Origin of the sequence: Siphonobacter sp. BAB-5385 (assembly GCF_002261125.1) — a bacterium.
Taxonomy (GTDB): Bacteria; Bacteroidota; Bacteroidia; order Cytophagales; family Spirosomataceae; genus Siphonobacter.
In genome coordinates this window covers 87,272-112,142 of record NZ_NMPS01000212.1, presented here as the reverse complement: position 1 = coordinate 112,142, position 24,871 = coordinate 87,272, and the positions used below count along the sequence as shown (strand labels likewise).

At 50.1% G+C, this 24,871-nt stretch carries 20 protein-coding genes and 1 tRNA gene; 12 read left to right on the top strand and 9 right to left on the bottom strand.

Features of this window, described 5'->3' with window-relative positions:
• Positions 1–28 precede the first annotated feature (28 nt).
• The 4 genes from BWI93_RS20855 to BWI93_RS20840 all read right to left on the bottom strand — a co-directional run bounded on the left by BWI93_RS20855 (position 29) and on the right by BWI93_RS20840 (position 2,936).
• Positions 29–331 carry a DUF190 domain-containing protein gene (locus tag BWI93_RS20855; protein WP_094814882.1) on the bottom strand — a complete coding sequence of 101 codons (303 nt, stop codon included), beginning with the start codon at positions 329–331 and terminating at the stop codon, positions 29–31.
• Positions 332–371: 40 nt separating this feature from the next.
• Positions 372–1,331 carry an efflux RND transporter periplasmic adaptor subunit gene (locus BWI93_RS20850; protein ID WP_094814880.1) on the bottom strand — a complete coding sequence of 320 codons (960 nt, stop codon included), beginning with the start codon at positions 1,329–1,331 and terminating at the stop codon, positions 372–374.
• A gap of 12 nt (positions 1,332–1,343) precedes the next feature.
• Positions 1,344–2,582 (bottom strand): TolC family protein, encoded by a 1,239-nt coding sequence (locus BWI93_RS20845; protein ID WP_094814878.1) that lies wholly within the window; start codon positions 2,580–2,582, stop codon positions 1,344–1,346.
• Positions 2,583–2,860: 278 nt separating this feature from the next.
• Positions 2,861–2,936 (bottom strand) — tRNA-Phe (locus BWI93_RS20840).
• Between the two features lie 278 nt (positions 2,937–3,214).
• Between BWI93_RS20840 and BWI93_RS20835 the strand changes: the two genes are divergently transcribed.
• From BWI93_RS20835 to BWI93_RS20815, 5 genes are all read left to right on the top strand, one after another.
• Positions 3,215–4,219, top strand: a complete 1,005-nt coding sequence (locus BWI93_RS20835; RefSeq protein ID WP_094814876.1) for a sugar phosphate nucleotidyltransferase — start codon at positions 3,215–3,217, stop codon at positions 4,217–4,219.
• Between the two features lie 211 nt (positions 4,220–4,430).
• Positions 4,431–6,128 (top strand): tetratricopeptide repeat protein, encoded by a 1,698-nt coding sequence (locus BWI93_RS20830; RefSeq protein WP_094814874.1) that lies wholly within the window; start codon positions 4,431–4,433, stop codon positions 6,126–6,128.
• A 63-nt stretch (positions 6,129–6,191) separates the two neighbouring features.
• Positions 6,192–7,013: a DUF4292 domain-containing protein gene (locus BWI93_RS20825; protein ID WP_094814872.1), complete on the top strand. Its 822-nt coding sequence runs from the start codon at positions 6,192–6,194 to the stop codon at positions 7,011–7,013.
• Between the two features lie 69 nt (positions 7,014–7,082).
• Complete coding sequence (locus BWI93_RS20820; protein ID WP_141217552.1) at positions 7,083–7,463, top strand: hypothetical protein; 381 nt, start codon at positions 7,083–7,085, stop codon at positions 7,461–7,463.
• An 89-nt stretch (positions 7,464–7,552) separates the two neighbouring features.
• On the top strand, positions 7,553–8,692 hold the full coding sequence (locus BWI93_RS20815; RefSeq protein WP_176454290.1) for a murein hydrolase activator EnvC: 1,140 nt from the start codon (positions 7,553–7,555) through the stop codon (positions 8,690–8,692).
• 73 nt (positions 8,693–8,765) lie between these two features.
• On the opposite strand, the gene BWI93_RS20810 is transcribed toward BWI93_RS20815, so the two are convergent.
• Positions 8,766–8,948, bottom strand: a complete 183-nt coding sequence (locus tag BWI93_RS20810; protein ID WP_094814866.1) for a hypothetical protein — start codon at positions 8,946–8,948, stop codon at positions 8,766–8,768.
• Between the two features lie 298 nt (positions 8,949–9,246).
• Between BWI93_RS20810 and BWI93_RS20805 the strand changes: the two genes are divergently transcribed.
• From BWI93_RS20805 to BWI93_RS20790, 4 genes are all read left to right on the top strand, one after another.
• Positions 9,247–9,828 carry an RNA polymerase sigma-70 factor gene (locus tag BWI93_RS20805; RefSeq protein ID WP_094814864.1) on the top strand — a complete coding sequence of 194 codons (582 nt, stop codon included), beginning with the start codon at positions 9,247–9,249 and terminating at the stop codon, positions 9,826–9,828.
• Positions 9,829–9,921: 93 nt separating this feature from the next.
• A complete protein-coding gene (locus BWI93_RS20800) occupies positions 9,922–10,884 on the top strand; it encodes a FecR family protein (protein ID WP_141217551.1) in 963 nt (320 codons plus the stop codon).
• 134 nt (positions 10,885–11,018) lie between these two features.
• Positions 11,019–14,438 carry a TonB-dependent receptor gene (locus BWI93_RS20795; RefSeq protein WP_094814860.1) on the top strand — a complete coding sequence of 1,140 codons (3,420 nt, stop codon included), beginning with the start codon at positions 11,019–11,021 and terminating at the stop codon, positions 14,436–14,438.
• A 13-nt stretch (positions 14,439–14,451) separates the two neighbouring features.
• The gene (locus tag BWI93_RS20790) at positions 14,452–16,203 is read left to right on the top strand and encodes a RagB/SusD family nutrient uptake outer membrane protein (RefSeq protein ID WP_094814858.1); all 1,752 of its coding nucleotides are present in this window, start codon (positions 14,452–14,454) and stop codon (positions 16,201–16,203) included.
• Between the two features lie 134 nt (positions 16,204–16,337).
• Here the strand turns inward: BWI93_RS20790 and BWI93_RS20785 are convergent, their stop codons facing one another.
• The gene (locus BWI93_RS20785) at positions 16,338–17,072 is read right to left on the bottom strand and encodes a LytTR family DNA-binding domain-containing protein (RefSeq protein ID WP_094814856.1); all 735 of its coding nucleotides are present in this window, start codon (positions 17,070–17,072) and stop codon (positions 16,338–16,340) included.
• Positions 17,072–18,670: a sensor histidine kinase gene (locus BWI93_RS20780; RefSeq protein ID WP_141217550.1), complete on the bottom strand. Its 1,599-nt coding sequence runs from the start codon at positions 18,668–18,670 to the stop codon at positions 17,072–17,074. Before BWI93_RS20780 ends, BWI93_RS20785 begins: the two co-directional genes overlap by 1 nt.
• Before the next feature lie 271 nt (positions 18,671–18,941).
• On the opposite strand from BWI93_RS20780, the gene BWI93_RS20775 reads away from it, so the two are divergent.
• Genes BWI93_RS20775 through BWI93_RS20765 form a run of 3 tightly spaced genes read left to right on the top strand, consistent with a single transcriptional unit; the run spans position 18,942 to position 20,229 of the window.
• Positions 18,942–19,187 carry a hypothetical protein gene (locus tag BWI93_RS20775; RefSeq protein WP_094814852.1) on the top strand — a complete coding sequence of 82 codons (246 nt, stop codon included), beginning with the start codon at positions 18,942–18,944 and terminating at the stop codon, positions 19,185–19,187.
• A 15-nt stretch (positions 19,188–19,202) separates the two neighbouring features.
• Positions 19,203–19,982 (top strand): CPBP family glutamic-type intramembrane protease, encoded by a 780-nt coding sequence (locus BWI93_RS20770; protein ID WP_094814850.1) that lies wholly within the window; start codon positions 19,203–19,205, stop codon positions 19,980–19,982.
• Between the two features lie 7 nt (positions 19,983–19,989).
• A complete protein-coding gene (locus tag BWI93_RS20765; protein ID WP_141217549.1) occupies positions 19,990–20,229 on the top strand; it encodes a hypothetical protein in 240 nt (79 codons plus the stop codon).
• Positions 20,230–20,236: 7 nt separating this feature from the next.
• Here BWI93_RS20765 and BWI93_RS20760 read toward each other — a convergent pair whose 3' ends face one another.
• Together BWI93_RS20760 and BWI93_RS20755 are read right to left on the bottom strand one after the other, a co-directional pair.
• Positions 20,237–23,680, bottom strand: a complete 3,444-nt coding sequence (locus BWI93_RS20760) for an efflux RND transporter permease subunit (protein ID WP_094814846.1) — start codon at positions 23,678–23,680, stop codon at positions 20,237–20,239.
• A 44-nt stretch (positions 23,681–23,724) separates the two neighbouring features.
• Positions 23,725–24,849 carry an efflux RND transporter periplasmic adaptor subunit gene (locus BWI93_RS20755; RefSeq protein ID WP_094814844.1) on the bottom strand — a complete coding sequence of 375 codons (1,125 nt, stop codon included), beginning with the start codon at positions 24,847–24,849 and terminating at the stop codon, positions 23,725–23,727.
• Positions 24,850–24,871: the final 22 nt, after the last annotated feature.

The following is a 24,871-nucleotide window of genomic DNA, read 5'->3' as shown; positions in this document are numbered from 1 at the left end:
CTCGATACCAGGGCACCGAGCGGGGGGATTAGAATAATTCGACTTCGTAAGCCAGCATCAAGGCCGTGGGCGAAAACTGGCGAATCTCCCGGAGGGCATGCCGTACCCGCTCGGCTTCGGCTTCAAAGAGAATCAGAATGGGTGGTTCATCGAAAGAAAACAGGGCTCCGGGATGGATAATCCGCTGTTGTCCAATGCCGCTGATGCCTTCCAGAACCCGGGCCGAAGGCAGGTGTTGCTGAACCATCCATTGCAGAATCGTAAGGTACAGCGGATGGCCCTGGTCATCCATTTCGTCCTTGTTGAGAATAATCTGAGCCTGAAGGAGCATGGGTATTTTCAGTTAACAGCGTATGGAATCGATGGACAGGTTAAAATCCAAAACTCAGCCCCTTGAGCTGCATGGTGTTTTCGGAGACTACGGCTTCACCCGCTTTCAGGCCCGAGAGAATGATGATGGACGAACCCGTTTGAGAACCCGTGGTGACCGGCCGGCGAACGAAACTGCGGGGCTGGGTTTGGACAAACACATAGTCTTTTCCCTGAATGGTTACAACTGCCGACTGTGGTACCGACAGGAAATTTCCTTCGCTGCTACCAAAACGAACCGTAGCGAACATCCCCGCCTTGAGGCGACTACCGGCATTGGCGACCAGAATCCGCAATTTGATCATACGGGTTTGTACGTCCGCAATTTCGTTGATGGCCTGTAAGGTGCCCCGGAACATTTCGCCGGGATAAGCCGTAAAACTGAGCTGACAGCTTTGGCCCTGTTTCACGCGGGTGAGCTGGCTTTCGGGGACTTCGCAAACCACCCAGGCCGTGCGGGTGCGGGCTTTCATCAGTAAATCCGCCGGAAAACCGCCCATTTGCAGCCGGGCTTCGTGCTCGATCAACGCGGCCTTTTCGTTCTCCAGTTGCGTTTCGGCTTCCAGTACGTCGCGTCCCGTACCGGCTCCGTTATTGGCCAGATCTTTCGCCCGGGCCACATTTACCTTCAGCGTACGAATGTTGATCCGGTGCTGGAGTAGCTGGGTATATTCCGAAGCCAGTTCTGCATCGTTGAAAAGTACCAGATTTTGCGAGGGGTTCTCCTGCGAGGGAATCACCGTGGCAGCTACCTGAGCCGGAGCTTCAAAATCGGACCGCAGATTACCGGGTTGCGTAACGATGGTTTTGAAATCGGCCGCCATTGTATCCGTTGGCATGGTAATCAGTTGGCCATCCGGAGTGATGGTTGGGCGGAGTAGTTCGGGGGGAGCTTTTTTCTCGGTTTTCTGACAGGCCAGAAGTCCCAGCAGAAGTAGGCAGGTGTAGATACGTACGTTCATTCAAGTGAGGGGTTACCATTCAGAAATTAGACCGGAAGTATACAGCACGTCTACGAAGCTTTTCCGGTAATCGTACAAGGCGTCAAAGTAGCTTTGTCGGGTTTCATACCAGGCCCGCTGGGCCTCCAGGTAATCGACCAGTGTCGTTGCTCCTTTGACGTAAGTGTAGCGTACGGCATTGAGCACCTGATCAGATTGGCGAAGCAACTGTTCGAACCGCTGAATGGACCGCTGGTGATTACGAAAGGTGTTGACAGCGGTCTGAAGCTCTACGCTGATTCGCTTTTCCAGAAACGTACGCTGATCCTGAGCCTGCTGCTGTAAAATTTTTGACTTCTGAATTTCGCCCTGATTACGACTGAAAACGGGCAGCTCGAAGGTCAGAAACACGCCCAGATACGGTACGGCATTCTGTGGGTTCCAGATGGCTCCGAGTTCGTTGCCGGGTTTCGCCAGTACACGTTGCAATTCCACATTTCGTTGGGCAGCCACCATACCACTTCGGGCCAGTTGCACGTCGGAGCGTTGCTGAAGTGCGTAGTTTAGCAGACTATCAAACTGTACCTGTGACAGAACGGGATCTTTCAAATCAATTTGTACACTATCGGTTTGACCCAGCTGAACCTGTAGCATCATGAGCTGGTTGGCGAACGCTTGTCGGGCCGTCAGAATCAGTACGGCATTGCGTTCGGAGAACACTTCCGTCCGGGTCAGATCCGATGTGCTCACGACCTGATTCCGAAGACGCACCCGGTTGACGGCCACCAGGCTATCCAGGTTAGCCTGGGTTTGTTGCAATAAATCCAGTTTCACTGACGCATACCAGGCATCCAGCCAGCTGAGGGCTACATCGCGTAGCATCTGACGGGTATTTTCTTTCAGATTCGCTTCTGAAACCTGCGTCAGGCCCTGAGCAAAGGCTACCCGGCGGTTTCGTTTTCCGTAAAGATCAAATTCTTTAGTCAACTGCAACCAGAACTGCCGATTCTGTCGGCTCAGGTAGCCCGCGTCGGCGGGAAGGCGTTTGGACGAAAGCTGAAGGAGGGTCTGATTATTGAGGATAGGATTGCTTCGAAGGCCTGCCGTAATTTCATCCGAGCGGCTGGCGGCTACGTCCAGCGTCTGCAACTGCAACGTAGGGTTGGCTTCCCGTACCCGTTTCAGGGTTTGGCGGAATGAATACACCTGTTGACCGTAACCGTAAAAGCACGTCACGAGTACCAGCCCCAGGGCCAGCGTCATTCGCATCATAAAATGTATTGAATTAGGAGTTGGCTCATCGGATTTGATTAGCTCATCCGTGCCCCCCAGGTGAACAGAATGGCCATAGCCCGTATTGGACGCAATCGGGGCCACGAAGTCAAATCGCGGAAGGAAAATAGATTTTTTGCTGGAAAATGTCGACGACTCAGGAAAAAACCAATGGTTTCATGCAGGGAAGGATTGAATCATTCGGGAAGCAGAAAATGATTCTTCGGCAAAGGGCATAAAAAAGCACGTTAGCCAGAGACTAACGTGCTTTTAAAAAATGGTGGTAAAGGGCGGGTTCGAACCGCCGACACACGGATTTTCAGTCCGTTGCTCTACCAACTGAGCTACTTCACCATTTTTTGTCCCGCTACTACGTGTGTTTTGGGACTGCAAAAGTAGTAGCATAAACAGCCAAAAGCAATACCTGAAGCAATATTTTTTAAAAAAAATCCAAACGAATGCGAAAAAGCCTGTGGATCACCCGTTTGGCTTCACAAATTTAAAACTTGCTGAAGCAGAACTATCGGCTTATGTTTGTAGCCAGTACTGGTAACGCCGACAATCAATCACCGCTATACCTGAATTCTATTCAACCACCTAGTGCTACGTAACGAATCGAAGAAAATTTAGTCATGAACATTATTATTCCCATGGCAGGGATGGGTAAGCGGATGCGGCCTCACACCCTTAGTATCCCTAAACCCCTGATTCCCATCGCCGGAAAACCCATTGTACAGCGGTTAGTAGAAGACATCGCCCAGGTATGTGGCACCCCCATTGATGAAATAGCTTTTGTCATTGGTGATTTTGGTCAGGAAGTAGAACAACGACTGCTGGCCATTGCCGAGTCAGTCGGAGCGAAAGGACGGATTTGCTACCAGAACGAACCCCTCGGAACGGCTCACGCCATTTTGTGCGGGGCTGAAAGCCTGGACGGAAATGTTATTGTTGCGTATGCCGATACCCTGTTCCGGGCAGATTTTAAACTGGAGACGGATCAGGACGCCATCATCTGGGTACAGGCGGTGGAAGATCCGAGTGCGTTTGGCGTAGCTCAGGTAAACGAAGCGGGCGAAATCATCGGTTTTGTGGAGAAACCGCAAACCTTCGTATCGGATCTGGCGATCATCGGTATCTACTATTTCAAAGACGGTGAAAACCTGCGGAAGGAATTGCAGTATCTGGTGGATAACAATATCAAAGTTTCGGGTGAGTATCAGCTGACCGATGCTATTGAAAATATGCGTCGGAAAGGCCTGAAGTTTGTACCGGGTCAGGTCCAGGAATGGCTCGACTGTGGCAATAAACAGGCCACGGTAGAAACCAATCGCCGTTACCTGGAATTCGTCCGCGATCAGAACCTTATTCACGAATCCGTAAAGCTGATCAACTCGGTGGTGATTCCCCCCGTATTCGTGGGCGAAAATGCGGTCATTGAAAATACAGTACTCGGGCCGCACGTTTCCGTGGGTAAAAAGACGAGCGTGAAGGATTCCGTGATTCGCAATTCCATCGTGCAGGAAAATACAGTGATCGAAAGTGTCAATCTGGAAAATTCCATGGTAGGCAACTTCGTTCACCTGACCAGTAAAGCTGCTGATTTGAGTGTCGGCGATTATAACTCGATTACGGTTTAAGCAAACAACGCAGCCGTCGTATCTGCTTAGAAATGACGGACGTAGCTTTCCGACGAGCATCCATTTTAATACTTTCAATGCCCACAGGCATTTTTTTGTGGGTATTGAAAGTATTAATTTTTGCTTTCAATTCGTTGAAATCCAGTAAATTGTAAAAGTAAAACACTCCGAAGGTTATTTTTTCGCAATCCTGAGCCCACTGACAGCCTCTATGAAAGCAGTTGCCCTAGCCGTATTGATGGCTTTTTTGGCCGGGCCTACGATTGCCCAGCAAAAAAAGAAAAAAGAAGCACCTACGGCAGAGCAAATCGCCGAGGCGGAACGCGTATTCGCGGAAGGGATGAAGTTCTTTGTGCAGGATGATTTCGATCAGGCTATTCCTGCCTTCCAGAAGTCCCTGGAAATGTCCCCGGAAAACGCCGGGGTTAGTTATTCCCTGGCCAAAGCCTACGATAAAAAAGGAGATACGGACAAGGCGATGCCGCACGCCGAAAAGGCCTTTCTGCTCAGCCCCGAGAATAAGTTCGCAACCACCTTACTGGCCGATATTTACGAGAAAAAGCACAAGTTTGCCGAAGCCGCCAAGCTGTATCAACTGCTGGCGACGCGGTACCCCGAAAATACGGAATACGCCATTGAATTAGCCTCGCTGTACCTACAGCAGGATCAGTACGCCGAAGCTCTGAAAGCGTACGACAAAGTGGAAAAAACGCTGGGGCTTTCGGAAGAAATTACCCAGCAGAAGCAAATGGTACTGCTCAAGCAGGGCAAAGTAAACGAAGCGATCAAGGAAGGCGAACGACTCATCAATTCCGATCCTTCGGAAGTAGAATACCTGGTGGATCAGGCTGAACTGCTCATGACGCACGACCGCTCGGAACAGGCCATTCCAGTCCTCGAAAAAATCCTCCAGCTTCGCTCCGACAACGCTCAGGCTCACATTATGCTAGCGGAACTTTACCGGAAGAAAGGCGACCTGAAACGCTGTAATGAAGAATTGGGCAAAGCCTTTGCCGACCCTGCACTCGACGCCACGACGAAAGCCCGCGTACTGACGAGCTACATGGCCATGTTGCCGCAGGAGAGTCAGAACGAGGACGTACTTACCTTCGCCCGCAGTCTGGTGCAAAGTCATCCGGAGCAGTCCCAGGGACACGTCATTCTCGGTGATTTACTGGCTCAGCGAAATGATAAAGCCGCCGCCCGGGATAGTTACGCGAAAGCGGTCCGGCTGGATGGCTCGCTCAACGAAGTCTGGCAACGCGTCATTCAACTCGACGGCGATCTTAACCAGATGGATAGCGTCGTCACGCATGCCGAACAGGCTCTGGAAGTATTTCCCAATCAGGCCGTATTCTGGTACGCTAGTGGCTCGGCCAATCTGGCAAAAAAGCAGTATAAAAAAGCAACGGATGCTCTGGAAGAAGCCCGACGTCTTTCGAGCGATACGAAATTGCTAACGTTCATTCATGCCCAGTTAGGGGATGCGTACAATGCAATGGGTAAGTTCGAAGCTTCGGACGGAGCCTACGAAGACGCCCTGAAAATTGATGCCAATAATGAGCATGTCTTAAACAATTACGGTTATTTTTTGTCTCTGCGTAAGGTTAAACTTGATAAGGCTACCGAAATGACGAGCCGCCTTGTGAAACTGTTCCCGCAGAACGCCACGTATCTGGATACCCATGCCTGGGTGTATTTTGCTCGGGGTGAGTATGCCATGGCCCGTACGTTCCTGGAAAAAGCCGTCAAACTCGACGCTTCGAATGGAACCATCTGGGAACATTATGGTGACGTACTCTTCCAGTTAAACGAGAAAGAGAAAGCCCTGGAACAGTGGAAAAAAGCAAAAAGCCTGGGCGTAGCTTCGGAGCGAATTGAGAAGAAAATATCCACCGGATCGCTGTAAGGTAGTGAACGCATTTGCAGTACCGGGTGAGCGAGGAAAAGACCGCACTTGTAACGATTGACCATGAAGCATTGGTTTGTATATCTTTTTTTAGGAATAGTTCTGAGTACGACGGTAAGTTGTAAGCGGCAGAAAACGCGTAAATCAGCTCCGATGGCCCGCGTCGATTCGGCCAGCGGCCCTACAGAAGTTACGAAGCTACCTACGATCCGGACACCGGAAGGAACCAGCGAGAAAGTAGCCATGGATGAGGTCGATTTTACCTACCTGGTCGCTCGTTCCAAAGTGTCTTTCCGTTCCAAAGCAGACGGTATCGATAATGCCGATTTAACGCTCCGCATGAAGAAAGACAGCCTGATCTGGTTCACCGCTGGTCAGTTTGGCATTACCGGAGCCCGGGGGCGAATCACGCGGGATTCGGTCACGATCGTTGATGTATTACACCGGAGTTACACGCAACTGAGCTTTCCACAACTCAGTGCCCGCCTGGGTATTGAAGTCAGTTATGATCTGCTACAATCCATTATCATAGGTAGTATGCCCTGGAAAACCCAGATCGAGCAAATCCAGAAAGACAGCAGCACGTATGTCCTCCGGCAACGTTCGGGATCCGTACAAATCGCCAATTATCTCAATCCGGATACTCGTAAAATTGTGCAGGTAGAAGCTTCGGAAGGCTCCCGTCACTTACTTTTGTCATTCCAGGATTTCACAACCATTGAACGTTTCCTGTTTCCGCTGAGTAGTACCCTGACCCTGGCAGGAAAGACCGGAACGGGAACGCCGCAGCAAACCGTCGTGGAACTCCGGCACCGCAAAGTGGAGCTGACCAATCAGGTACAAACCTTTCCGTTCAGTATTCCCTCGCGGTACACCCGTAACTAGCCAAGTCGTAATTTATTCATAGTAGTGGTTCAACTTTTGCCTTTTCACATTTTGCGTATTTTCCCAACCTTGTCTTTGGTAAAGCGAATCGTACAGCCAAAGCTGATGGGGCTGGGCATTTTACTTTTTCTGGTAGGTCTTCAGCCCGTACTGGCCCAGCGGGGAAAAAAGAAAACGCCTACGCGTCAGCAGTCTGCTGCTGGAAAAGCAAAAGCGAAACAGGCTCCCGCGAAGGCTAAAAAACCGACGAAACCCCAGCCAGCTCCGAAAAAAACAACGTCGCAAAGGCCCACGTCCCGGCGTACCTCGCGAGCCGAAACGGAGGATACCGAAGTCTCCTTACGACAAAGCCGTCAGCAGCTCGAAGCCGAAAAACGCCGAAATCAGGAACGTATTACGGAGATCAACCGGGTACTCAACCAGACTGCCAGCAAAAAACGGCTACGCTGACCGAACTCAAGGCCCTTAACAGTAAAATCGAAACCAAGTCCAAGCAGATTGATCTGCTTTCCCAGGATTTGAACCTGTTGAATCAGGAAATGCGGGGGTTGGCCGTACAGTCCGGCAAACTGGCCCGTGATCTGAAAAACCTGAAGCGGGAATATGCCTCCATGGTGTACGCGGCTTCCAAAACGGCCAACACGTACAATAAGCTGAGTTTTCTCTTCTCAGCCAACAGCTTCAATTCCCTGGTGATGCGGTACCAATACCTGCGTCAGTACACGGAAGCCCGCGAAACGCAGGCCCGGCACATTGAGCAAGTACGCGGCGAACTCGCCACCAAGCAGCAAACGATCAAGTACAAGCAGGTTCGAAAAACCGACGTCTTACAGGCTCAGGTAACGGAAACCAAGACGCTGGAGGTTACTAAAGAACGGCAAGCTGCCGTAGCCAGTGAACTAAGCAAACAGGAAACTACCCTGAAAGGAGAACTGGGCGAACGGACCAAAGCTGTCAACCGACTGGATAATGCCATCGCGAATGTGATTGAGCGTGAAATTCAGCGGGCTGCCCGAGAGCGGGAGGAGCGACTCCGGCGGGAACGTATTGCCCGCGAGCAGGCCGAGCGGCAGGAAGCTGCCGCCAAAGCCCGAGCCGAAGCCATTGCTAAAGCCCGGGCGGATGCTGCTGCCAAAGCAGCGAAAGCCGAAACGCCCGAAAAAGCGAAAGAAATTATTAAAGAAGCCGAGGAAGAAGTCGCGAAGACCCCCGAAGTGCGGCCAGCCGAACCCGTTCGGGCCAATATTGGAGCGGCTCCTGAGGCCGAAGCTGGGGCTTCGTTTGGCTCTTCCCGGGGACGGTTGCCCTGGCCGGTTCGTTCAGGGTATATTTCCGAACATTTTGGACTGAACTCTCCCTTGCCGGGAATTACGACCCGGAACCTGGGTGTGGATATTGCTACCAATGTAGGTGAGCCCGTTCGGGCCGTATACGAGGGCATCGTACGGAACGTCATGTCCGTACCGGGCATGGGAACTGTAATTACCATACAGCATGGCGAATATTTTACTATTTACGCCAAGCTGGCCAGTGCCTCGGTATCCGAGGGGCATCGGGTAAAAGCTCGTGAAGCTATTGGAACAGCGTTGTCAGATCGAAACGGTGGAGCGGAAATCAACTTCCAGATCTGGAAAGGTCGCGGAAAGATGAACCCGGAAAGCTGGCTAGCCGGTAAATAGTTTGGTTAACTGTAATGCATAGAAAAAGCCGCCCGTGGATACCGTGGGCGGCTTTTTCACTAGGTGGAAGTAATTACTTTTTAGAACCTCCTTCCAGTTCTTCTATTAGTTTTTCCAGTATTTTGGATTCCGTATTTGGAAAATCTGCGTCTTCACGAACACTAGTACTGGAAGGTTCTTCATCATTACCTTCTTGATTATCTTTGGGCTGAGGGTCAGGAGTAGCCGAATTACTCCAGAGATTTGTTGAGTTCATAAGGATTCGCTTTACTTCTGCTTACAATACATTAAAAAAGTATTCCTTTGGGGAAAAAGCTACCCGTCTTTGCCAGAGAAACGCATGGGAAGCTTTTATCCAAAATGCCATTTCTAGGTAAGACGACACTTAAGAGCCTTGGTCAAGTCCAACCTTGAACGTATACGCTCAAAAAGCGAATAATGCTGCACAAGGTACCATTTCCACTAAATGTAATTGAATAAGTTTTGAATTATTTGTATCTTTTTTATGATTTTTGTAATAGTTTATTTCGCTATACCCTAGACCAAGCTTAGCAATGAAAAGACGGCTTCTTCATACTGATGAAAACCTGCTGCTGTTACTTCGTCAGAGCAACGCTCAAGCGTTTGAAGAAATTTACAACCGTTATTGGTCGAAACTCTATAGTCAGGCCTATAAACGCTTAAAATTCAGAGATAGTACAGAAGAAGTCATCCAGGAGTTATTCGCCGATTTGTGGGAAAGACGAGCCGACTTACGGATTACTTCTTCCCTCGAAGCGTATTTAAGAACGGCAGTAAAATATCTGGTTATCAACTATTTCCAGCGGGAAGAAGTTCGCCATCGGTACTTAGCCTATTACGAACAGAATAACGATCCGGAGACTTCCTGTACGGAAGAAGAATTGGCCTTCAATGAGTTAGAAAATGTTCTGCAGCAACACGTTGCGTACTTACCTCCGCAAAGTAAAAAAGTATATGAGCTGAGCCGACAGCATCACCTGACGATTCCAGAAATTGCTCAGCAGTTAAATATTTCCGAGAAAACCGCTGAAAATCACTTAGGTAGAGCTCTCAGAGCCTTACGTAGCTCCCTGCGAGAATACGTCAGCGTCTTCGTTTTGTTTATTTTCTCATAAAATTTTAAATTTTTCGGTGACAGGCTTGGGGGTAAACCCTGCGTTGACACACTTAGTACATAGAAGATCAATTTGTACTTTCGCTGTCCAGGTATGAAGCCACTCTTACCCGTCGAGTTACTAGAAAAATATACGGCTGGAAAAGCTTCTCCAGAGGAACGGGAGCAGGTGGAACAATGGTATAAGTCCTTCGAGCCTGATAAAGATTTACCCGAATCCTGGAGTGCTCCCGAACGGGAAGAAATAAAAAAAGAGCTATACAGTAAAATTACCGAACAAGTCGGCCTTCCCAGGGAGCGATCCCCGTTCGACTGGAAACGAGCGATTGCTATCGCTTCTGGAATTATCCTGGTTCTGTCCTTAGGTTTTTATGTCTGGAAGCAGGAAGCGACGGGCCCGCAACAATTGGTTTACGAGAATCCAACGAAAGAACTGAAGCGACTCACATTACCCGACCAATCCCAACTATGTCTCTATCCCGGTGCACGTGTCAGCTTAGCTAAAGATTTTGGCGATGATACCCGCTCCTTGACGTTAACGGGGATTGCCTTCTTCCAGGTCCAGCGTGATGAGCGTCGCCCTTTTATCATTCATAGCAAAGGACTGGTAACTCAGGTGCTAGGAACCAGCTTTCTGATTGATGCAAATCCGGCTTCGCGTAGGGTAGAGGTTTCGGTGCTTACGGGAAAAGTACGGGTGAAAGAGGAACAGTCAAAAAACTACATTGTTCTGTTACCTAAACAGAAAGCATACTATCAAAACGGAGAAGAGACCAAAGTATACGAAACGTCAGAGCGAGATCCTTCGAAGGTCTGGGAGAGAGGCGATTTCGTGTTCGTAGATACGCCTCTAACGGCTATTACGGAAGCTTTAACCCAGCGATTTGGTGTTGTATTCGAGGTAGAAGACGAAAAAATTTATCAATGCCAGCTCTCTGCTCATTTCACCAATCAAAATTTACCTGATATCCTGGAAATGATCAGTAAATCGCTCAACATTTCATACGAGCTTAACCAGAACCGAGTCATCATTAAAGGTCAGGGTTGTTCCTTATAGTTGCAGAATCCTCTTTTCATGTAGTATACGCTATTTTCTAAAAAGAAGAAGGGTGGTACCAGCACCCTTCTTCACCTCCCGCATCGCTCTAACCGAGTGACAGGGAGCTTATTGACTCAATTCACCCTAAATCTATGAAGCAAAATCTCCTTATTTCACCATTCGTTGGAAAAATTATGCGGATCGCACGCATGCAGCTTTTCTTCTTACTTCTGGTCAGCATTGGGAAAGCAGAAGTAACCCATGCTCAGCCTGAAATTGAAAAAATAATTTCCGTCAACTGGTCCAATATTACCCTGAAACAAGCGATTCAATCGCTGGAAAAACGGGCTTCGTTGCATTTTGTCTATAGTCAAAATGTCATTGCACTGGATCAGAAAGTGAACCTGGTCAGCAAACGTGAAAAGGTAAAAAACATTCTGGATCGCTTGCTTATCCCCTTGCAAATCAAGTATGAAGTCATCAATGGAAACATTGTACTGAGTCGGGTCCTGTCCTCAACCGTCACTACACCCGCTTCAGTCCTCGCTATGTCGGTCCAGGAAAGAGGGTCTCCTTTGCCATCCGTGGAGCTTCAACCCCTACCGGATCGGATCGTTCGTGGACAGATTACCTCTGAAACGGGCGAGGCGTTACCCGGCGTCAATGTCATGGTGAAGGGTACGAACGTGGGCGTCAATACCAATAACGATGGGAACTACCAGTTGTCGGTACCGGAGGGTTCATCCGCCATTTTAGTAATAACCTCCATTGGCTATCTCAAACAGGAAATTCCTCTCGGCAGTCAAACACTGGTGAACGTGCAGCTTAAACCCGATGAAAAAGCCTTACAGGAGGTCGTGGTCGTGGGGTATGGTGAACAAAAGAAGGTAAGCTTCACCGGATCAGAGTCCATCATCACTACGCGTGAATTGAAGCAAAGCCCAACGGCTCTGCTGAGTAATGCCCTGGGTGGACGTATGGCGGGGCTGGTTACGGTGCAGCGTTCGGGGGAGCCCGGCTACGATGGGGCCAACATTTGGATCCGGGGCCTGGGTACTTTTGGCTCGAACCAGTCGCCTTTAGTACTCGTCGATGGGGTAGAACGGGATTTCAACAACATTGACCCGCACGAAGTCGAGAGCTTTACCATTCTCAAAGATGCCTCTGCTACAGCCGTGTTTGGGGTACGAGGGGCCAATGGTGTGGTGTTGGTAAACACGCGTAAAGGAACCGGGGGCAAGCCCAAGGTATCGTTTACCGTAGAAAAAGGGTTTTTAAGTCCGACTCGTTTACCCGAATATGTAGATGGATACACCTACGCTACGCTGTATAATGAAGCGAACCGGAATGCTGACTTACCCCTGCCTTTTACCGACGAGGTATTGCAGAAAATTAAAGACCAGAGCGATCCCCTCCGATACCCTAACGTAGACTGGATGAAGCTCATGAAGCGTTCGGCGGGTCAGGAGCACGTAAACCTTAACATTTCGGGTGGAAATACAACGGTACGGTACTTCGTCTCTACGTCCTATTTCCATGACAAAGGTTTTTTCATTGAAGATCCCCGCAACGCCTATTCAACCAATCTAGGTCGCCGTCGCTTCAATTTGAGAACCAATGTCGATATCAATCTTAGTAAAGATCTGGAGTTGAGCATTGGCATTACGGGCATTACGGAAAACCGGAATTTTCCCGGAACAGGGACTCAGGAGATTTTCAACCTGATGAATAAAGCAACCCCGATTCTGTATCCGATGGTATATCCGGATGGACGTATACCAGGTACCGTTGCTTCTGCCCAGCAAAATCCCTACGGCCGACTGACGCAAACCGGCTACGCAACCGAGTTTAGAGGAACTACGCAGGGAACCTTTGGACTGAAGTATAATCTCGGCCGATTAACGAAAGGCTTGAGTGCGATGGGGCGTTTTGCTTTTGATAGCTATAGTAGTAATAATATCGGTCGTAAGAAAAACTTTGAAACGTGGCTGGTTTCTGCCGAGAATGACCCCACTACCGGCGAGCCGATTTACAATCTGACGGCCGAAGGAGACAAGTTTTTAGGCTACGGTATTGATACCTGGGGTGAAAACCGCAGTTACCTGGAAGCAAGCCTGAATTACAATCGCAGTTTTGGAAGGCATGACGTGGGGGGGATGCTTCTATACAATCAGGGTGGCCGGCAGGCTACGGCTGGTTCAGCCATCGGTTCTTTGCCTTACCGACGGATGGGACTGGTCGGAAGAGCTACCTACGGCTGGAAAGAGCGGTATTTTGCCGAAATTAACTTTGGCTATAATGGTTCAGAAAACTTTCCACGGGGTAAGCGATTTGGCTTGTTTCCTGCTTTTTCCGGCGGATGGGTCGTTTCGGATGAACCTTTCTTCAAGAATAACGTGCCCTTTATTTCGCTCCTGAAACTGAAAGGTTCTTACGGGATTGTAGGGAATGACCAGATCAACAACCAGCGGTTTATGTACCTGACTACCCTAAAAACAACCGATGGATACCTGTTTGGAACCGAGTTCAATAATGGAATCGGAGGCATTATGGAAGATGCCATTGGTAATGCCAATATTACCTGGGAGACTTCTCGCAAGACGAATGTGGGTATGGAACTGCGTGCGATGAAAGATCGAATTTCCCTGATGCTTGACTTTTTTCGGGAGCACCGCACCAATATTCTTACTCAACGCGGAACGGTGCCCGACCTTTTAGGAATTCAGTCGCTGCCCTATGCGAATATCGGAATCGTAGACAATAAAGGCATTGATGCGACCCTGACGTATCGAACATCCATTGGTCCCGTCCGAATGGATCTGAAAGGAACGTATACGTTTGCCCGTAATCGCATTATTCATAACGACGAACCTTCACGCCGCTATGATTATTTACGTCGGACGGGCCAGCGAATTGGTCAGCCTTTTGGCCTGGAGGCTGTAGGAATCTTTAGCAGTCAGGAAGAAATCAACAACAGCCCCAAACAGGTTTTTAACTCGACGGTGGTTCCGGGTGATGTCAAGTACCGGGATACGAATAACGACGGAACGATAGATATCTATGATGAAAAGCCCATTGGGTTTTCTAACATTCCCGAAATGGTTTACGGCTTTGGAGGAACCTTCACGTATCAAGGATTTGACTTGTCTTTTCTATTCCAGGGCGTAGGTAACGTATCCGTGTTCCGCAACTACGAGGGCTATATTCCTTTTGCTCAGGGCCAGTTTGGGAATGTCCTGCAGGTAGCTTTAGACCGCTGGACCCCAGAAAATCCCAATCCTAACGCTTCGTTCCCAAGACTGTATCCTGGGAACAATGACAACAACTATCGCAACAGTACCTTCTGGCAAATCAATGGTAATTATTTACGCCTGAAAAACGCCCAGCTCGGCTATACAATTCCGAAACTCTGGGCTCAACGGATTAAGGCTGATAATATCCGGCTGTATGTGAATGGCCTGAACTTACTGCTGTGGGATCGGATCAAACTCTATGACCCGGAGAGCGGCGACGGTGCTGGAAAATATCCGCCGTCACGCGTTATCAACATGGGCCTCAATGTGAACTTCTAAGACTATTAAATGTATGAAAAAGATAGTAGTACGATTCCTGATTCTGGTTACCGTTAGCCTGTTTACTTCCTGCGAAAAGTACCTGGATAAAGCCCCCGATGAGCTTCTATCGCTGGAAGTTACGTTCGCCAATCGTCAGTATACGGAGAACTTCCTGTATCGCATTTACGCGTATTTACCCAGCTATAACTTCTGGACGGATCTCCCGTATAATGGCTTGGCCGATGATACAGACATTACCTGGAATCGCAGTAATTACCCTAGCTACGATATGAATTTAGGTAACTGGAATCCAACCACGGGTCTGGTGACGAACCTTTGGAAAAATTACTATCAGTCGTTCCGGCAAATTGCAATTTTCCTGGATAATGTCGATAAAGCCCCGATTTCTACGCAAAACAAGACGCTCTACAAGGCTGAAGCCAAATTCTTGAGAGCCTATTATTACATGAATCTGGTTCAATTATACGGGCCGGTTCCGCTGATTCTGGATCAGGTATCCTTTGAAGCCAGTACCTTCAATATTCCTCGTAATACGTTCGACGAGTGCCTGACCCAAATTTTGAAAGACCTCGACGAGGCGGCCACCGATTTGCCCCTGAAACATGAGAACATCTGGGCTGGGAAACCTACCAAAGGAACGGCTTTGGCGATGAAAGCCCGCATCCTGCTCTGGGCTGCCAGTCCATTAGTCAACGGAAACCCTGACTTGGCTGGACTGGTGAACCGCGATGGAAAAGCATTGTTTCCTACTAGTTACAATAAAGAGCGGTGGCAATTGGCCAAGGCAGCCAGCAAGGCCGTGATCGATCTGGGCATCTATAATCTGTATACCGTACTGGATGATAAAGGAGCCGTCAATCCCCTGGCTTCCTACAAAGGATTGTTTATCAGCCAGTATGCCAATGAAGAAATGATCTGGGGACGGAATCTGGACGGGGGTAATTCCCTGGTACTGGATCGACACTGTATGTTACGCAGTAAAGGTGGATGGAATGGCGTAGCGGTTACACAAAAGGCAGTCGATGAATATGAAATGGCGAATGGAAAAGCCATCACGGAGTCGGGCTCGGGCTACGTGGAAACGGGTTTCTCCCAACAGGCTACGACTTACGCCCCCAAAGGAACCTGGAACATGTACGTGGGCCGTGAGCCTCGTTTCTACGTAACGGTCAACTACTCCGGAGCACCCTGGTGGGACAATACCAAAGCGGAATTCTTTTACAAAGGAAAAGACGGCAAGGAAGTGGGCCGGGATGATCATTCCCGGACGGGTTATCTGCTGCGTAAATTCATAGACCCTGTCAGTGATCCGATCGCCAACCGGAACCGGGCGAAACTATTCCCCTACATTCGGCTCGCTGATATTTATTTGATGTACGCCGAGGCTTCTAATGAACTGGAAGGACCAACCGCTGATGCCATTGGGTATGTGAATAAAATCCGTTCAAGAGCGGGGCTTCCGGCTCTGGCCTCCGGTCTTTCGCAAACCGAGTTTCGTAAGAAAATTCAGCATGAGCGGGCGATTGAACTGGCTAACGAACAATTACGCTATTTCGATTTACGTCGCTGGAAACAGGCCTCGGAGCTAAAGGGAAGTTTTGAGGGCATGTCCGTTGATTTGGGCTCCAGTGCAACCGACGAAAGTTTCTTCAAACGAACCACTTTTGAAACCAGAGTTTTTGAAAATAAGCACTACTGGTGGCCCATTCCCCAAAGTGAAGTGGATAAAAATCAGGCGATGATTCAAAACCCCGGCTGGTAAGGAAGGCTCGTTCGTTACGCCGCCATTCCGTAAGAAAGTGAAGGATTGCTCGCAGACCACCCACGCTCCTTTAGGGCGGGTGGTCTGCCTGGTTTTAGGAGTTATCTCTCCAGTTTAGGCAGCAACGACCTGCATTAACGTTTATTTAACGTCTTAGACTCCAGGGCTTTGAAAAACTTTTCCCGGTACGTTTCACCCAAAGGAATCGCCGTTTTTTTATCCAGGAATACTTCATTGCCTTCAATGTACTGGAGACGATCCAGAGCGATCAGATAGCTCCGGTGAATCCGCATGAAGCGGCGTTCGGGCAGGCGTTCTTCCACTTCTTTCATCGTCAGTAAGGTGACCACGCGGCCCTGATCCGTGTAAATGCTTACGTAGTTACCCAGCCCTTCCACATACTGAATGTCGGAAAGCGTAATTCGCTGGGTACGGTTATCGGCTTTGACGAAAATGTAATCTTCCTCGACGGTTTGCGTAGGTACGGTAGGGTTGGGTGGCGTTAAGGACGAACGCTGGTCCAGTGCTTTCTGGGCGGCTTTGAGGAACCGGTCAAACGCTACGGGTTTGAGCAGGTAATCGACCACGTTGTGTTCATACCCTTCCAGAGCGTACTGACTATAAGCTGTGGTCAGGATCACTTTAGCCCGGCCGTTGAGTACCTTGATAAAATCCAGCCCCGAAAGCTCGGGCATGTGAATGTCGAGAAAAATCAGGTCAATGGGTTCACTATATACTTTTTGCAGGGCTTCAATCGGTCCCAGGCAACGCCCCGCCAGTTTCAGGAAAGGCGTCTGATTGACGTAGTGCGTCAGAATGTCGAGAGCAGCGGGCTCGTCGTCGACCAGCAGGCAGTTCAATGGATGCATTAGAGTTGGATCTGAAGTTCAGCGGTATACTCCTGGAGCTGATCGTGTAAATTCAGCGTATAGCGGGAAGGGTAAGCCAGTTCGAGTCGCCTGCGAATATTATCCAGCCCAATACCCGTCGATTCTTCCTTCGGTCCCTGCCGTTTTTTATTACGAACGAAGAAGGAAAGCGTTTCGGAATCAACCCGTAAGTTAATCTGTAAAGGGAAACCAGGGTCGTGTAACTCGCCGTATTTAAACGCATTTTCTACAAAAGTGATCAAAAGCAGGGGCATGATACGACGAAAGGCGGGACTGCCTTCCATCGTAAACTGTACCTGTAGGCGATTGGCGAACCGCAACTGATTGAAATCCACAAAATTCTGTAAATGTCGTACTTCCTGTTCCAGCGGTACTTTCGCTTCAGATTCCTGCAGGCCATACCGCATGATTTCCGAAAGCAGCAGCGTCGCCCGGGATAGATTTTCGGATAAAGGCAGAGCCTGAGCGTAGAGAAAGTTGAGACTATTGAAGAGAAAGTGCGGGTTGATCTGATAGCGGAGGGTTTGAAGTTTCGCCGCGGTGACTTCATTTTCGAGTTGTTGCTGGCGTTGGATTTCCCTTTGCCGTTCTTCACTCAAGAGACGGAGCTTCTGCTGATCCCGTACGGCCTGTAGGGCATAGCCATAAATAAAGCTGATCAGAATGGGATACGCTTCGCTCGACAAGGTACGGGCCATGCCATAGCCGGTAAGCTTAGCCACGGAAATCGTATGGAAGTTCGCGTGGTTCGCCAACACGTTAATGCCATCCAGGTACGGCGGCCAACCCGCTTTCACGGCGATACCGAAGAGAATTCCTTTCAGTATGGCCGAAATTACCCCAATACTCAGGGCACTAACCATGGCTACAATCAGCCGGTTCTGGGACAAAAAACGGAAACTGCTGCGTAAGCAGAGGTAAAAGGCTGCTACCGTAGGAACCAGCAGGAGCAGTTCCATGGGCAGATAAAACGTTTTTCGAAAGAAATCAAACAGGTTGGAAAGGAGCAGATACGCTACCCAGCCCAGCAGGTGACCTAAGACCAGACTGCTGGTTTTTGACGGCTGTATCCACTGACCCAGCCGTTTGGAAAAGAGCGGTAAGGGCTTCCTGCCCCGTTGATACCAAAGAATTAATACTGTAAAAATCAGTCCTTCCAGTAGCGTTAAGCCTAGATTCAGCAGGATCCCGACGATCTGAGGTAACACGGGAGCAAAGGCCGGTTTGCTTTCCATCAACCCATCCCTGAAGCCCCGCTGGGCATCGGAATTCGTCGAAAGGAGTCGATCGACCGGGGTATACTGCAACAGGAACCAGGAACGGAACGCGGTCCAGACTCCGAGTAGCAGGAGCGTAGCCAGCAGAAACTCCGCCCGTTTGCTTTGCTGCCAGTAGGGGAGGCAGACGTAATACTGACTGACAAACAACAATACACTCGAGCTGATAAAAACCAGAGCGTAGTTCCGTAAATAAGTAGCTCCGTCGGCAACGATCAATCCGTAAAACACCAGCCCGTACAGGCCAAACGCCACGACTAGTCCCAACCACTTCGGCAACGCTTTTATAAACAGGGGCATACGCAGGAGTTCAGAGAAAATCAAAAGTACGCAGAAAAGGAATGGTCGACGGGTTTGTATGATCAACCCCCCGTGCGAATGGATGAATCCCCGTAGCCTTTGTACGAATCCTATCGCACTGGACGAATCCCCGATTCGGCGGTACGAAGCCTTTTACCCGGTGTAACCCGGCTTCGTCACGGCGTAGGCGGACTTAGTCATCTTAACTTTTCTGAGCCCCGGAGAGCGGCCAATTTTGGATCATCAATCACACACAAACCATTCAAAAATCATGAACACTGCCATTCGTCTGAAATTAGCCACGGCTGTACTGACCCTTCAAATCTTGGTAAAACTGGTTCAGGGTAGCCAGAAACTAGCTACCATGGACTTCGGAAAATGTACGGATAAGTCCATCTGGTACAACCTCGGGTACTGGGGAGCAACCAGCGTTCTGAATATCATTCTCCCGGCCCTTTTGCTGTTCGTACTGGTGACAACACTGGTACAGGCCTTCCGTAAATCCACGATCCTCTAAACCCAAGACCTACGCATGAAAACGCTGCTACTTTCCTCGTACACCTTCAAAACGACCTACGCGGGTCACCGTTCTTTTTCACCGAAAGCCCTCTTCAAAGATGTACTGCGATTTCTCCGCCACCCCAAGGTACGGGCTTCGTCTGATTCATCGCTGGCTATCCGGGTGCGTCAGGTGGGGTTACTGACGGTTGCGAATTTCTTCCTGGCGGCGGTTGTGGGTCTGCTGCTGACCTTTCTGCGACAGCAGGGCATGCTGGAAGAAACCGAGCTGAGTCCGGAATACAGGAAGTTATTTGAGCATCTGCCGATGGCCCTGCTGGCGGGCGTAGGGATTGCTCCGCTGCTGGAAGAATTTCTATTTCGGAGCTGGTTACGCAGTCCCCACCAGGCCTTGTATGTGCTGAGTGCCTTGCCACTCTATGGCTTGTTTGTCGTCCTGCAACCGGTATGGACCATGCCGGTGCTTTATTTCTGGCTGGGGTATTTAGTAATCGGAATCCTGATCGAAGGACTGGGCCGGACGCGAATCCATCGACTCGATGCGGCTTTGTATCCCTTCTTTTCCCGAATCTTTCCCCTGCTATTTTACGGTTCGGTACTGATGTTTGGCTTCGTTCACGTGAGTAACTATACACACGTTCCGCTGTTGCTGTACCCGCTGGTCACCTTACCCCAATTGATCAGCGGTTGTTTACTGAGCTACACCCGGATGCGGTACGGATTCTGGTATGGTGTAGGACAGCATGGCTTACATAACCTGGTTTGTATTCTAGTCATGTTCCTGTTTCAGTAATAGGCGTATGAAAAGAGGTCGTTCGCTCCAACGCTATTTCGTTTACTTCTTAGGCTATGCTCTAATAATGCAGGGCATTGGCGTAGGTATGGAAGTCGTGTATCCCTGGCTGAAAGGCCATTCCTGGTCGGAGGCCTGGGCTTCGTATGCCGGAATCAGTAAAACCCTGGCGATTGCCATTCCGGCCGCGTGGGCCTACGTTCAGCAGCAAAAGAAAAATCCCCGGCTACTTGGCCGGGGATTGTAAGGAAAAATTAAATCGCCATCTCAGCGGATTCCGGTAAGGGTTTTCCCTCGGCCGGGTCCACTTTTCCGAACCACTTCATCCGTACCCGTTCGTTGATGTAGTACAGACAGGGCACCACGATCAGCGTCAGTACCGTCGAGAAAATAACCCCGTAGATGATCGTCCAGGCCAGGATATTCCAGAACACGGCACTATCGCCACCGATCACAATATGCGGGTTGAAATCGCTAAAGAAGCTGGCAAAATCTACCGTCAGACCAATGGCCAGCGGAATCAGACCCAGAATCACCGCCGAAGCCGTGAGCAGTACAGGCGTCATCCGAATCCCACCGGCTTCAATAATCGCCTGCCGGAGCGGGAAGCCCCGTTGTCGCAATTCTTCGGTAAATTCAATCAGCAGGATACCGTTTTTAATCACGATCCCCGCCAGAGCGAAAATCCCTACGCCCGACATGATCACTGAAAACGTCTGGTTGAAAATCGTAAAGCCCAGCAGTACGCCAATCAGCGAGAGCAGAATGGTACTGAAAATGATGACGGGCTTAACGGCCGAGTTAAACTGCGTAGCCAGTACCAGATAAATCAGCAGAATGGCTCCCAGAAACGCACCGCCCAGAAAGTTGGAGGTTTCGGCCTGAGCTTCCTGTTCACCGCCCAGTGCCATCGTATAGCCGTTGGGCAATTCCATCTGGTTAATGACCTGTTGGAGCTGAACGTTGATTTCGTTGGCGTTAGCTCCGGGAACTACGTCCGAACTCAGCGTAATGACGCGTTCCTGGTTTTTTCGGTTAATCTGGCTGAATGTGGTGGAGTAGCTGATGTTGGCTACCGACGACAGCGGTACCTGCCGCAGTTGTCCACCCAGGTTCATATCGCGGTACACCACGTCCTGACTCAGTAAGCGTTCAATCTGACTACGGTCGTCGGGCTTCAGGCGAAGCATGATCGGATACTCATCTTTGGCATCCCGAAACTTACTGATTTCCAGACCAAACAAGGCGGTACGGATGGCTCCGGCAATTTGTTGCGAGCTAATGCCTTCGCGTTGGGCCTTGGTCCGGTCGATTTGTACGATGATTTCGGGTTTGTTAGTAATCAGGTCGGATTTCAACTGATCGATCCCCGTAATGCCCGATTCCTTGAGCTTCTGCCGAAATTCCTTTTCAATCTTCATCAGCGGCTCGAATTCATCCCCGGCAATTTCTACCTGAATGGGTTTTCCTGTCTGCGGTCCGTTCTGCTCGCGTTCCACTGAGATTTCCGTACCCGGAATGCCCTGCATGGCGTTGCGTACTTTTTCCAGAATGGCCTGCGAAGAGATATCCCCACGATCGGTACTTTTCACAAAGGCAACCGTCACTTTCGATTTGTGCGGCGTATCCGAACGGTCGGGGTTGAAAGGGTCACCCGCATTCTTACCCACGTTAGAAATAACGGAGTTGACGGCTTTCGTAGCCTGATTATCCGCCAGAATCTTGAAGACCCGCCGCTCGATTTCCTTCGTGACGCTATCGGTTACGACGGCATCCGTACCCACCGGCATCACGTTATAGATGTAGATGTAATCGGGCTCGCCGCTGGGGAAAAAGACCACTTTGGGCTGCCGAATCGCCGTGGCGACGATTGCTACAATCAACAAGCTGAAGGCCGCGACAACGGCCACTACGGGACGCCAGCCCTGAATCACCCAGCTGACCAGTCGCCGATAGCCGTGTTGCAGTTTCGGTAGCGTGTTTTCCTGGAAAGGAACCAGAATTCGCGGGGTCAGGATGAAATGGTTGAAGTAGTACAGCAGCAACAGGAACACAAAAAAGTTACCCACACCCCGGTTGATCAAATAGCCTACCAGTGCTAGTGCCAGCATGGCAAACGTGGGTTTGCGAAGTTCCTGCCAGTGTTGTTTCTGTACGTGCTCGCCGTGTTCATCGTCGTGCCGGGTCATGAAGCTTACCGCAAAGACGGGGTTCATCACGTAGGCAACGAACAGCGAAGCAAACAGCGTAATGATAAGCGTGATGGGCAGGAATTTCATGAATTCACCCACAATGCCCGGCCAGAATAGCAGCGGGAAGAAGGGAGCAATCGTCGTGAGGGTACCCGAAAGTACCGGCACGAATACTTCACCGGCGGCGGCTTTGACGGCCTGCTTGATGTCCCAGTCCTTGTGCTGATTGAAGAGGCGGTGGGTGTTTTCAATCACTACGATGGCATCATCCACCACGATTCCTAAGCCGAGTAGAAAGGCAAAGAGTACGAGCGTATTCAGCGTAAACGCCGAGCCAATCAGCGGACCTACGAGCGGGAAGCAAACGAAAGCCACCAGCGTCGACAGCGGTACCGAAAGTCCCACGAAAATGGCATCCCGAACGCCCATGAAGAACATCAGCACCAGTACTACGAAAATGAAACCGAGGATGACGGTATTGATCAAATCGTGAATGTCGGCTTTGGTTCGCTCGGACTGATCCGCGGTAATCTGTACCTTCAAACCCGCCGGAAAACGATCCTGCTTGTACTCTTCGATGATTTTTTCGATGCCTTCGGAGGCGGAGATCAGGTTGGTTCCGGCCCGTTTAATGACGTTCAGCGTAACGACTGCCTTGTTGTCCAGACGGGCGAAATCCTGCCGTTCTTCGTAACTGTCCTGTACATCGGCTACGTCGCCCAAACGAACCGTTGCTCCCGTAGACGTACGGATTTGCAGTTCACGCATTTGGGCTACGTCGGTAAACTCACCTTTGACGCGAAGCGTACGCCGCACGTTATCCACATTCAACTCGCCGCCCGAAATGTTGATGTTTTCACCCTGAACGGCCTGCTGAATGTCATAAAAGCTTAATCCCGTGGATCGCATGCGGGGCAAGTCCACATTGATCTGAATTTCCCGCTCCAAGGCTCCGACAATATCCACGCGGCTGATTTCGGGCAGCCCTTCCATGGCATCCTGCAAATCCTCGGCGTAATCCTTGAGTTTCTGTAAGGGGAAATTCCCCGCCAGGTTGACGTTCATAATCGGAAATTCCGAAAACTCGACGTTTTGAGCCGTCGGTCCGGCATCGAGTTCGGCGGGTAAATCCTGTTTCGATTTGTCGATGGCGTCGCGTACGCGTTGGAGGGCGACTTCCGAGTTCACTTCCGGCAAAAATTCCACCAGAATGACCGACACATCATTCAAGGCATTCGACTTGACCGACTTCACCCCCGAAAGCGACTTCAACTGCTTTTCGATGGGTTTATTAATCAGGTTTTCAATATCCGCCGGAGCCGTACCGAAGTAGACCGTATTGATGTACACCTGCGGGACCTTGATGTCCGGGAACTGCTCCTTGGGCAGGTTCGTGTACACCAGAAACCCCGCCAGCGTAATGATGACCGTGAAGATGTATACGGTCGTTCGGTTTTCTACGCACCAGTTGGTAAAACCGAGGGTTTTGTATTCTTCAAATTTCATTGCTTGGATGGTTGAGAGAACGCGGAGACAGGCCCCGCGTTTCGTTAGTAACTAACCGCTTGTCCGTCCGTTAACTCCTGGTAACCCACCGTAATGAGGGCATCACCGGCTTGCAGGCCTTCCGTAATTTCGATCTTGCCGCTGTAGCTCAGGCCGGTTTTCACGGGGCGGGCTTTGGCTACTTTCTTGTTGCCTTCAGTAGCGGCAACGTACACAATCTGACCGTTTTCCGTATTCTGAATCAGGTTCTGGTCAATTACCAGTGCATTGGTTTTCGTGACATCATTGATGAGTACCTGAGCCAACATATTGGGTTTGAGGTCTTTGCTGGGAGGCAGGGTCGCTTCAATGGTGAAGGTCCGCGAGAGTGGATCTACCGTAGTGGCAACAAAGCTGAGTTTCGCTTTCATTTCTTTGTTCAAATCCGGGAGCTTGATGGTCACGGCGTCGCCCCGGCGAATGTTGGCGGCGTAGGTATCGGCCACTTTCGCCATTACTTTCAGACTGCTCAAATTGACCACGCGAAGGATGCTTACCCCCGGTGTCGCCATCATGCCCACTTTGCCATCGACCTGATCGACCGTACCAGCGATGGGAGAAGTAACCTTCGACTGATTGAGTTGTACCTGCAGCGTCGCAATCCGTTTTTCCAGAGCTTCCTTGTTGTTTTTAGCCTGGAGATACTGAATCTCCGTACCGATCTGCTGATCCCAGAGGCGTTTCTGTTTTTCGTACAGGGTACTGGCCAGGGAAAGCTGATTCTTGGTTTCCTCCACGGATTCCCGCAGAATGGCATCGTCAATTTTAGCCAGCGGGGTACCCACGCCCACCGCATCGCCTTCCTTGACGTAAATGGCCTTGATAACACCCGAAGCCTGGGGACTTACCTGCACGTTGTTCTTCGCATCCACCGTACCCTGCACCTCAATCAAGTGTTCGAAGGTACTGGGTTGCAGCGGCGTTACCGAGACGGCCTTCACTTTGGTTTCTTCCGCTTTTTTGGGGTCAAGCTTGGCAATTTCACCCTCCAGCGTTTTAATCTGGCCCGTTAGCTCGGCCTGTTGTTTCTTTAATTCAGCCAGTTCGGCTCTTTTGCCTTCCAGCCCTTCTTTTTTCTGGGAACAGGCAACAACGAAGAGGGAAATAGCAAGTAGGTATGTGACTTTCATGAGAATCGTTTCCGTGTGTAAA

Excerpts from the sequence above, each read along its gene's own strand:
- BWI93_RS20855 (WP_094814882.1), bottom strand. The coding sequence starts at position 331 with ATGCTCCTTCAGGCTCAGATTATTCTCAACAAGGACGAAATGGATGAC.
- BWI93_RS20850 (WP_094814880.1), bottom strand. The coding sequence starts at position 1,331 with ATGAACGTACGTATCTACACCTGCCTACTTCTGCTGGGACTTCTGGCC.
- BWI93_RS20845 (WP_094814878.1), bottom strand. The coding sequence starts at position 2,582 with ATGATGCGAATGACGCTGGCCCTGGGGCTGGTACTCGTGACGTGCTTT.
- BWI93_RS20835 (WP_094814876.1), top strand. The coding sequence starts at position 3,215 with ATGAACATTATTATTCCCATGGCAGGGATGGGTAAGCGGATGCGGCCT.
- BWI93_RS20830 (WP_094814874.1), top strand. The coding sequence starts at position 4,431 with ATGAAAGCAGTTGCCCTAGCCGTATTGATGGCTTTTTTGGCCGGGCCT.
- BWI93_RS20825 (WP_094814872.1), top strand. The coding sequence starts at position 6,192 with ATGAAGCATTGGTTTGTATATCTTTTTTTAGGAATAGTTCTGAGTACG.
- BWI93_RS20815 (WP_176454290.1), top strand. The coding sequence starts at position 7,553 with ATGCGGGGGTTGGCCGTACAGTCCGGCAAACTGGCCCGTGATCTGAAA.
- BWI93_RS20810 (WP_094814866.1), bottom strand. The coding sequence starts at position 8,948 with ATGAACTCAACAAATCTCTGGAGTAATTCGGCTACTCCTGACCCTCAG.
- BWI93_RS20805 (WP_094814864.1), top strand. The coding sequence starts at position 9,247 with ATGAAAAGACGGCTTCTTCATACTGATGAAAACCTGCTGCTGTTACTT.
- BWI93_RS20800 (WP_141217551.1), top strand. The coding sequence starts at position 9,922 with ATGAAGCCACTCTTACCCGTCGAGTTACTAGAAAAATATACGGCTGGA.
- BWI93_RS20795 (WP_094814860.1), top strand. The coding sequence starts at position 11,019 with ATGAAGCAAAATCTCCTTATTTCACCATTCGTTGGAAAAATTATGCGG.
- BWI93_RS20790 (WP_094814858.1), top strand. The coding sequence starts at position 14,452 with ATGAAAAAGATAGTAGTACGATTCCTGATTCTGGTTACCGTTAGCCTG.
- BWI93_RS20785 (WP_094814856.1), bottom strand. The coding sequence starts at position 17,072 with ATGCATCCATTGAACTGCCTGCTGGTCGACGACGAGCCCGCTGCTCTC.
- BWI93_RS20780 (WP_141217550.1), bottom strand. The coding sequence starts at position 18,670 with ATGCCCCTGTTTATAAAAGCGTTGCCGAAGTGGTTGGGACTAGTCGTG.
- BWI93_RS20775 (WP_094814852.1), top strand. The coding sequence starts at position 18,942 with ATGAACACTGCCATTCGTCTGAAATTAGCCACGGCTGTACTGACCCTT.
- BWI93_RS20770 (WP_094814850.1), top strand. The coding sequence starts at position 19,203 with ATGAAAACGCTGCTACTTTCCTCGTACACCTTCAAAACGACCTACGCG.
- BWI93_RS20765 (WP_141217549.1), top strand. The coding sequence starts at position 19,990 with ATGAAAAGAGGTCGTTCGCTCCAACGCTATTTCGTTTACTTCTTAGGC.
- BWI93_RS20760 (WP_094814846.1), bottom strand. The coding sequence starts at position 23,680 with ATGAAATTTGAAGAATACAAAACCCTCGGTTTTACCAACTGGTGCGTA.
- BWI93_RS20755 (WP_094814844.1), bottom strand. The coding sequence starts at position 24,849 with ATGAAAGTCACATACCTACTTGCTATTTCCCTCTTCGTTGTTGCCTGT.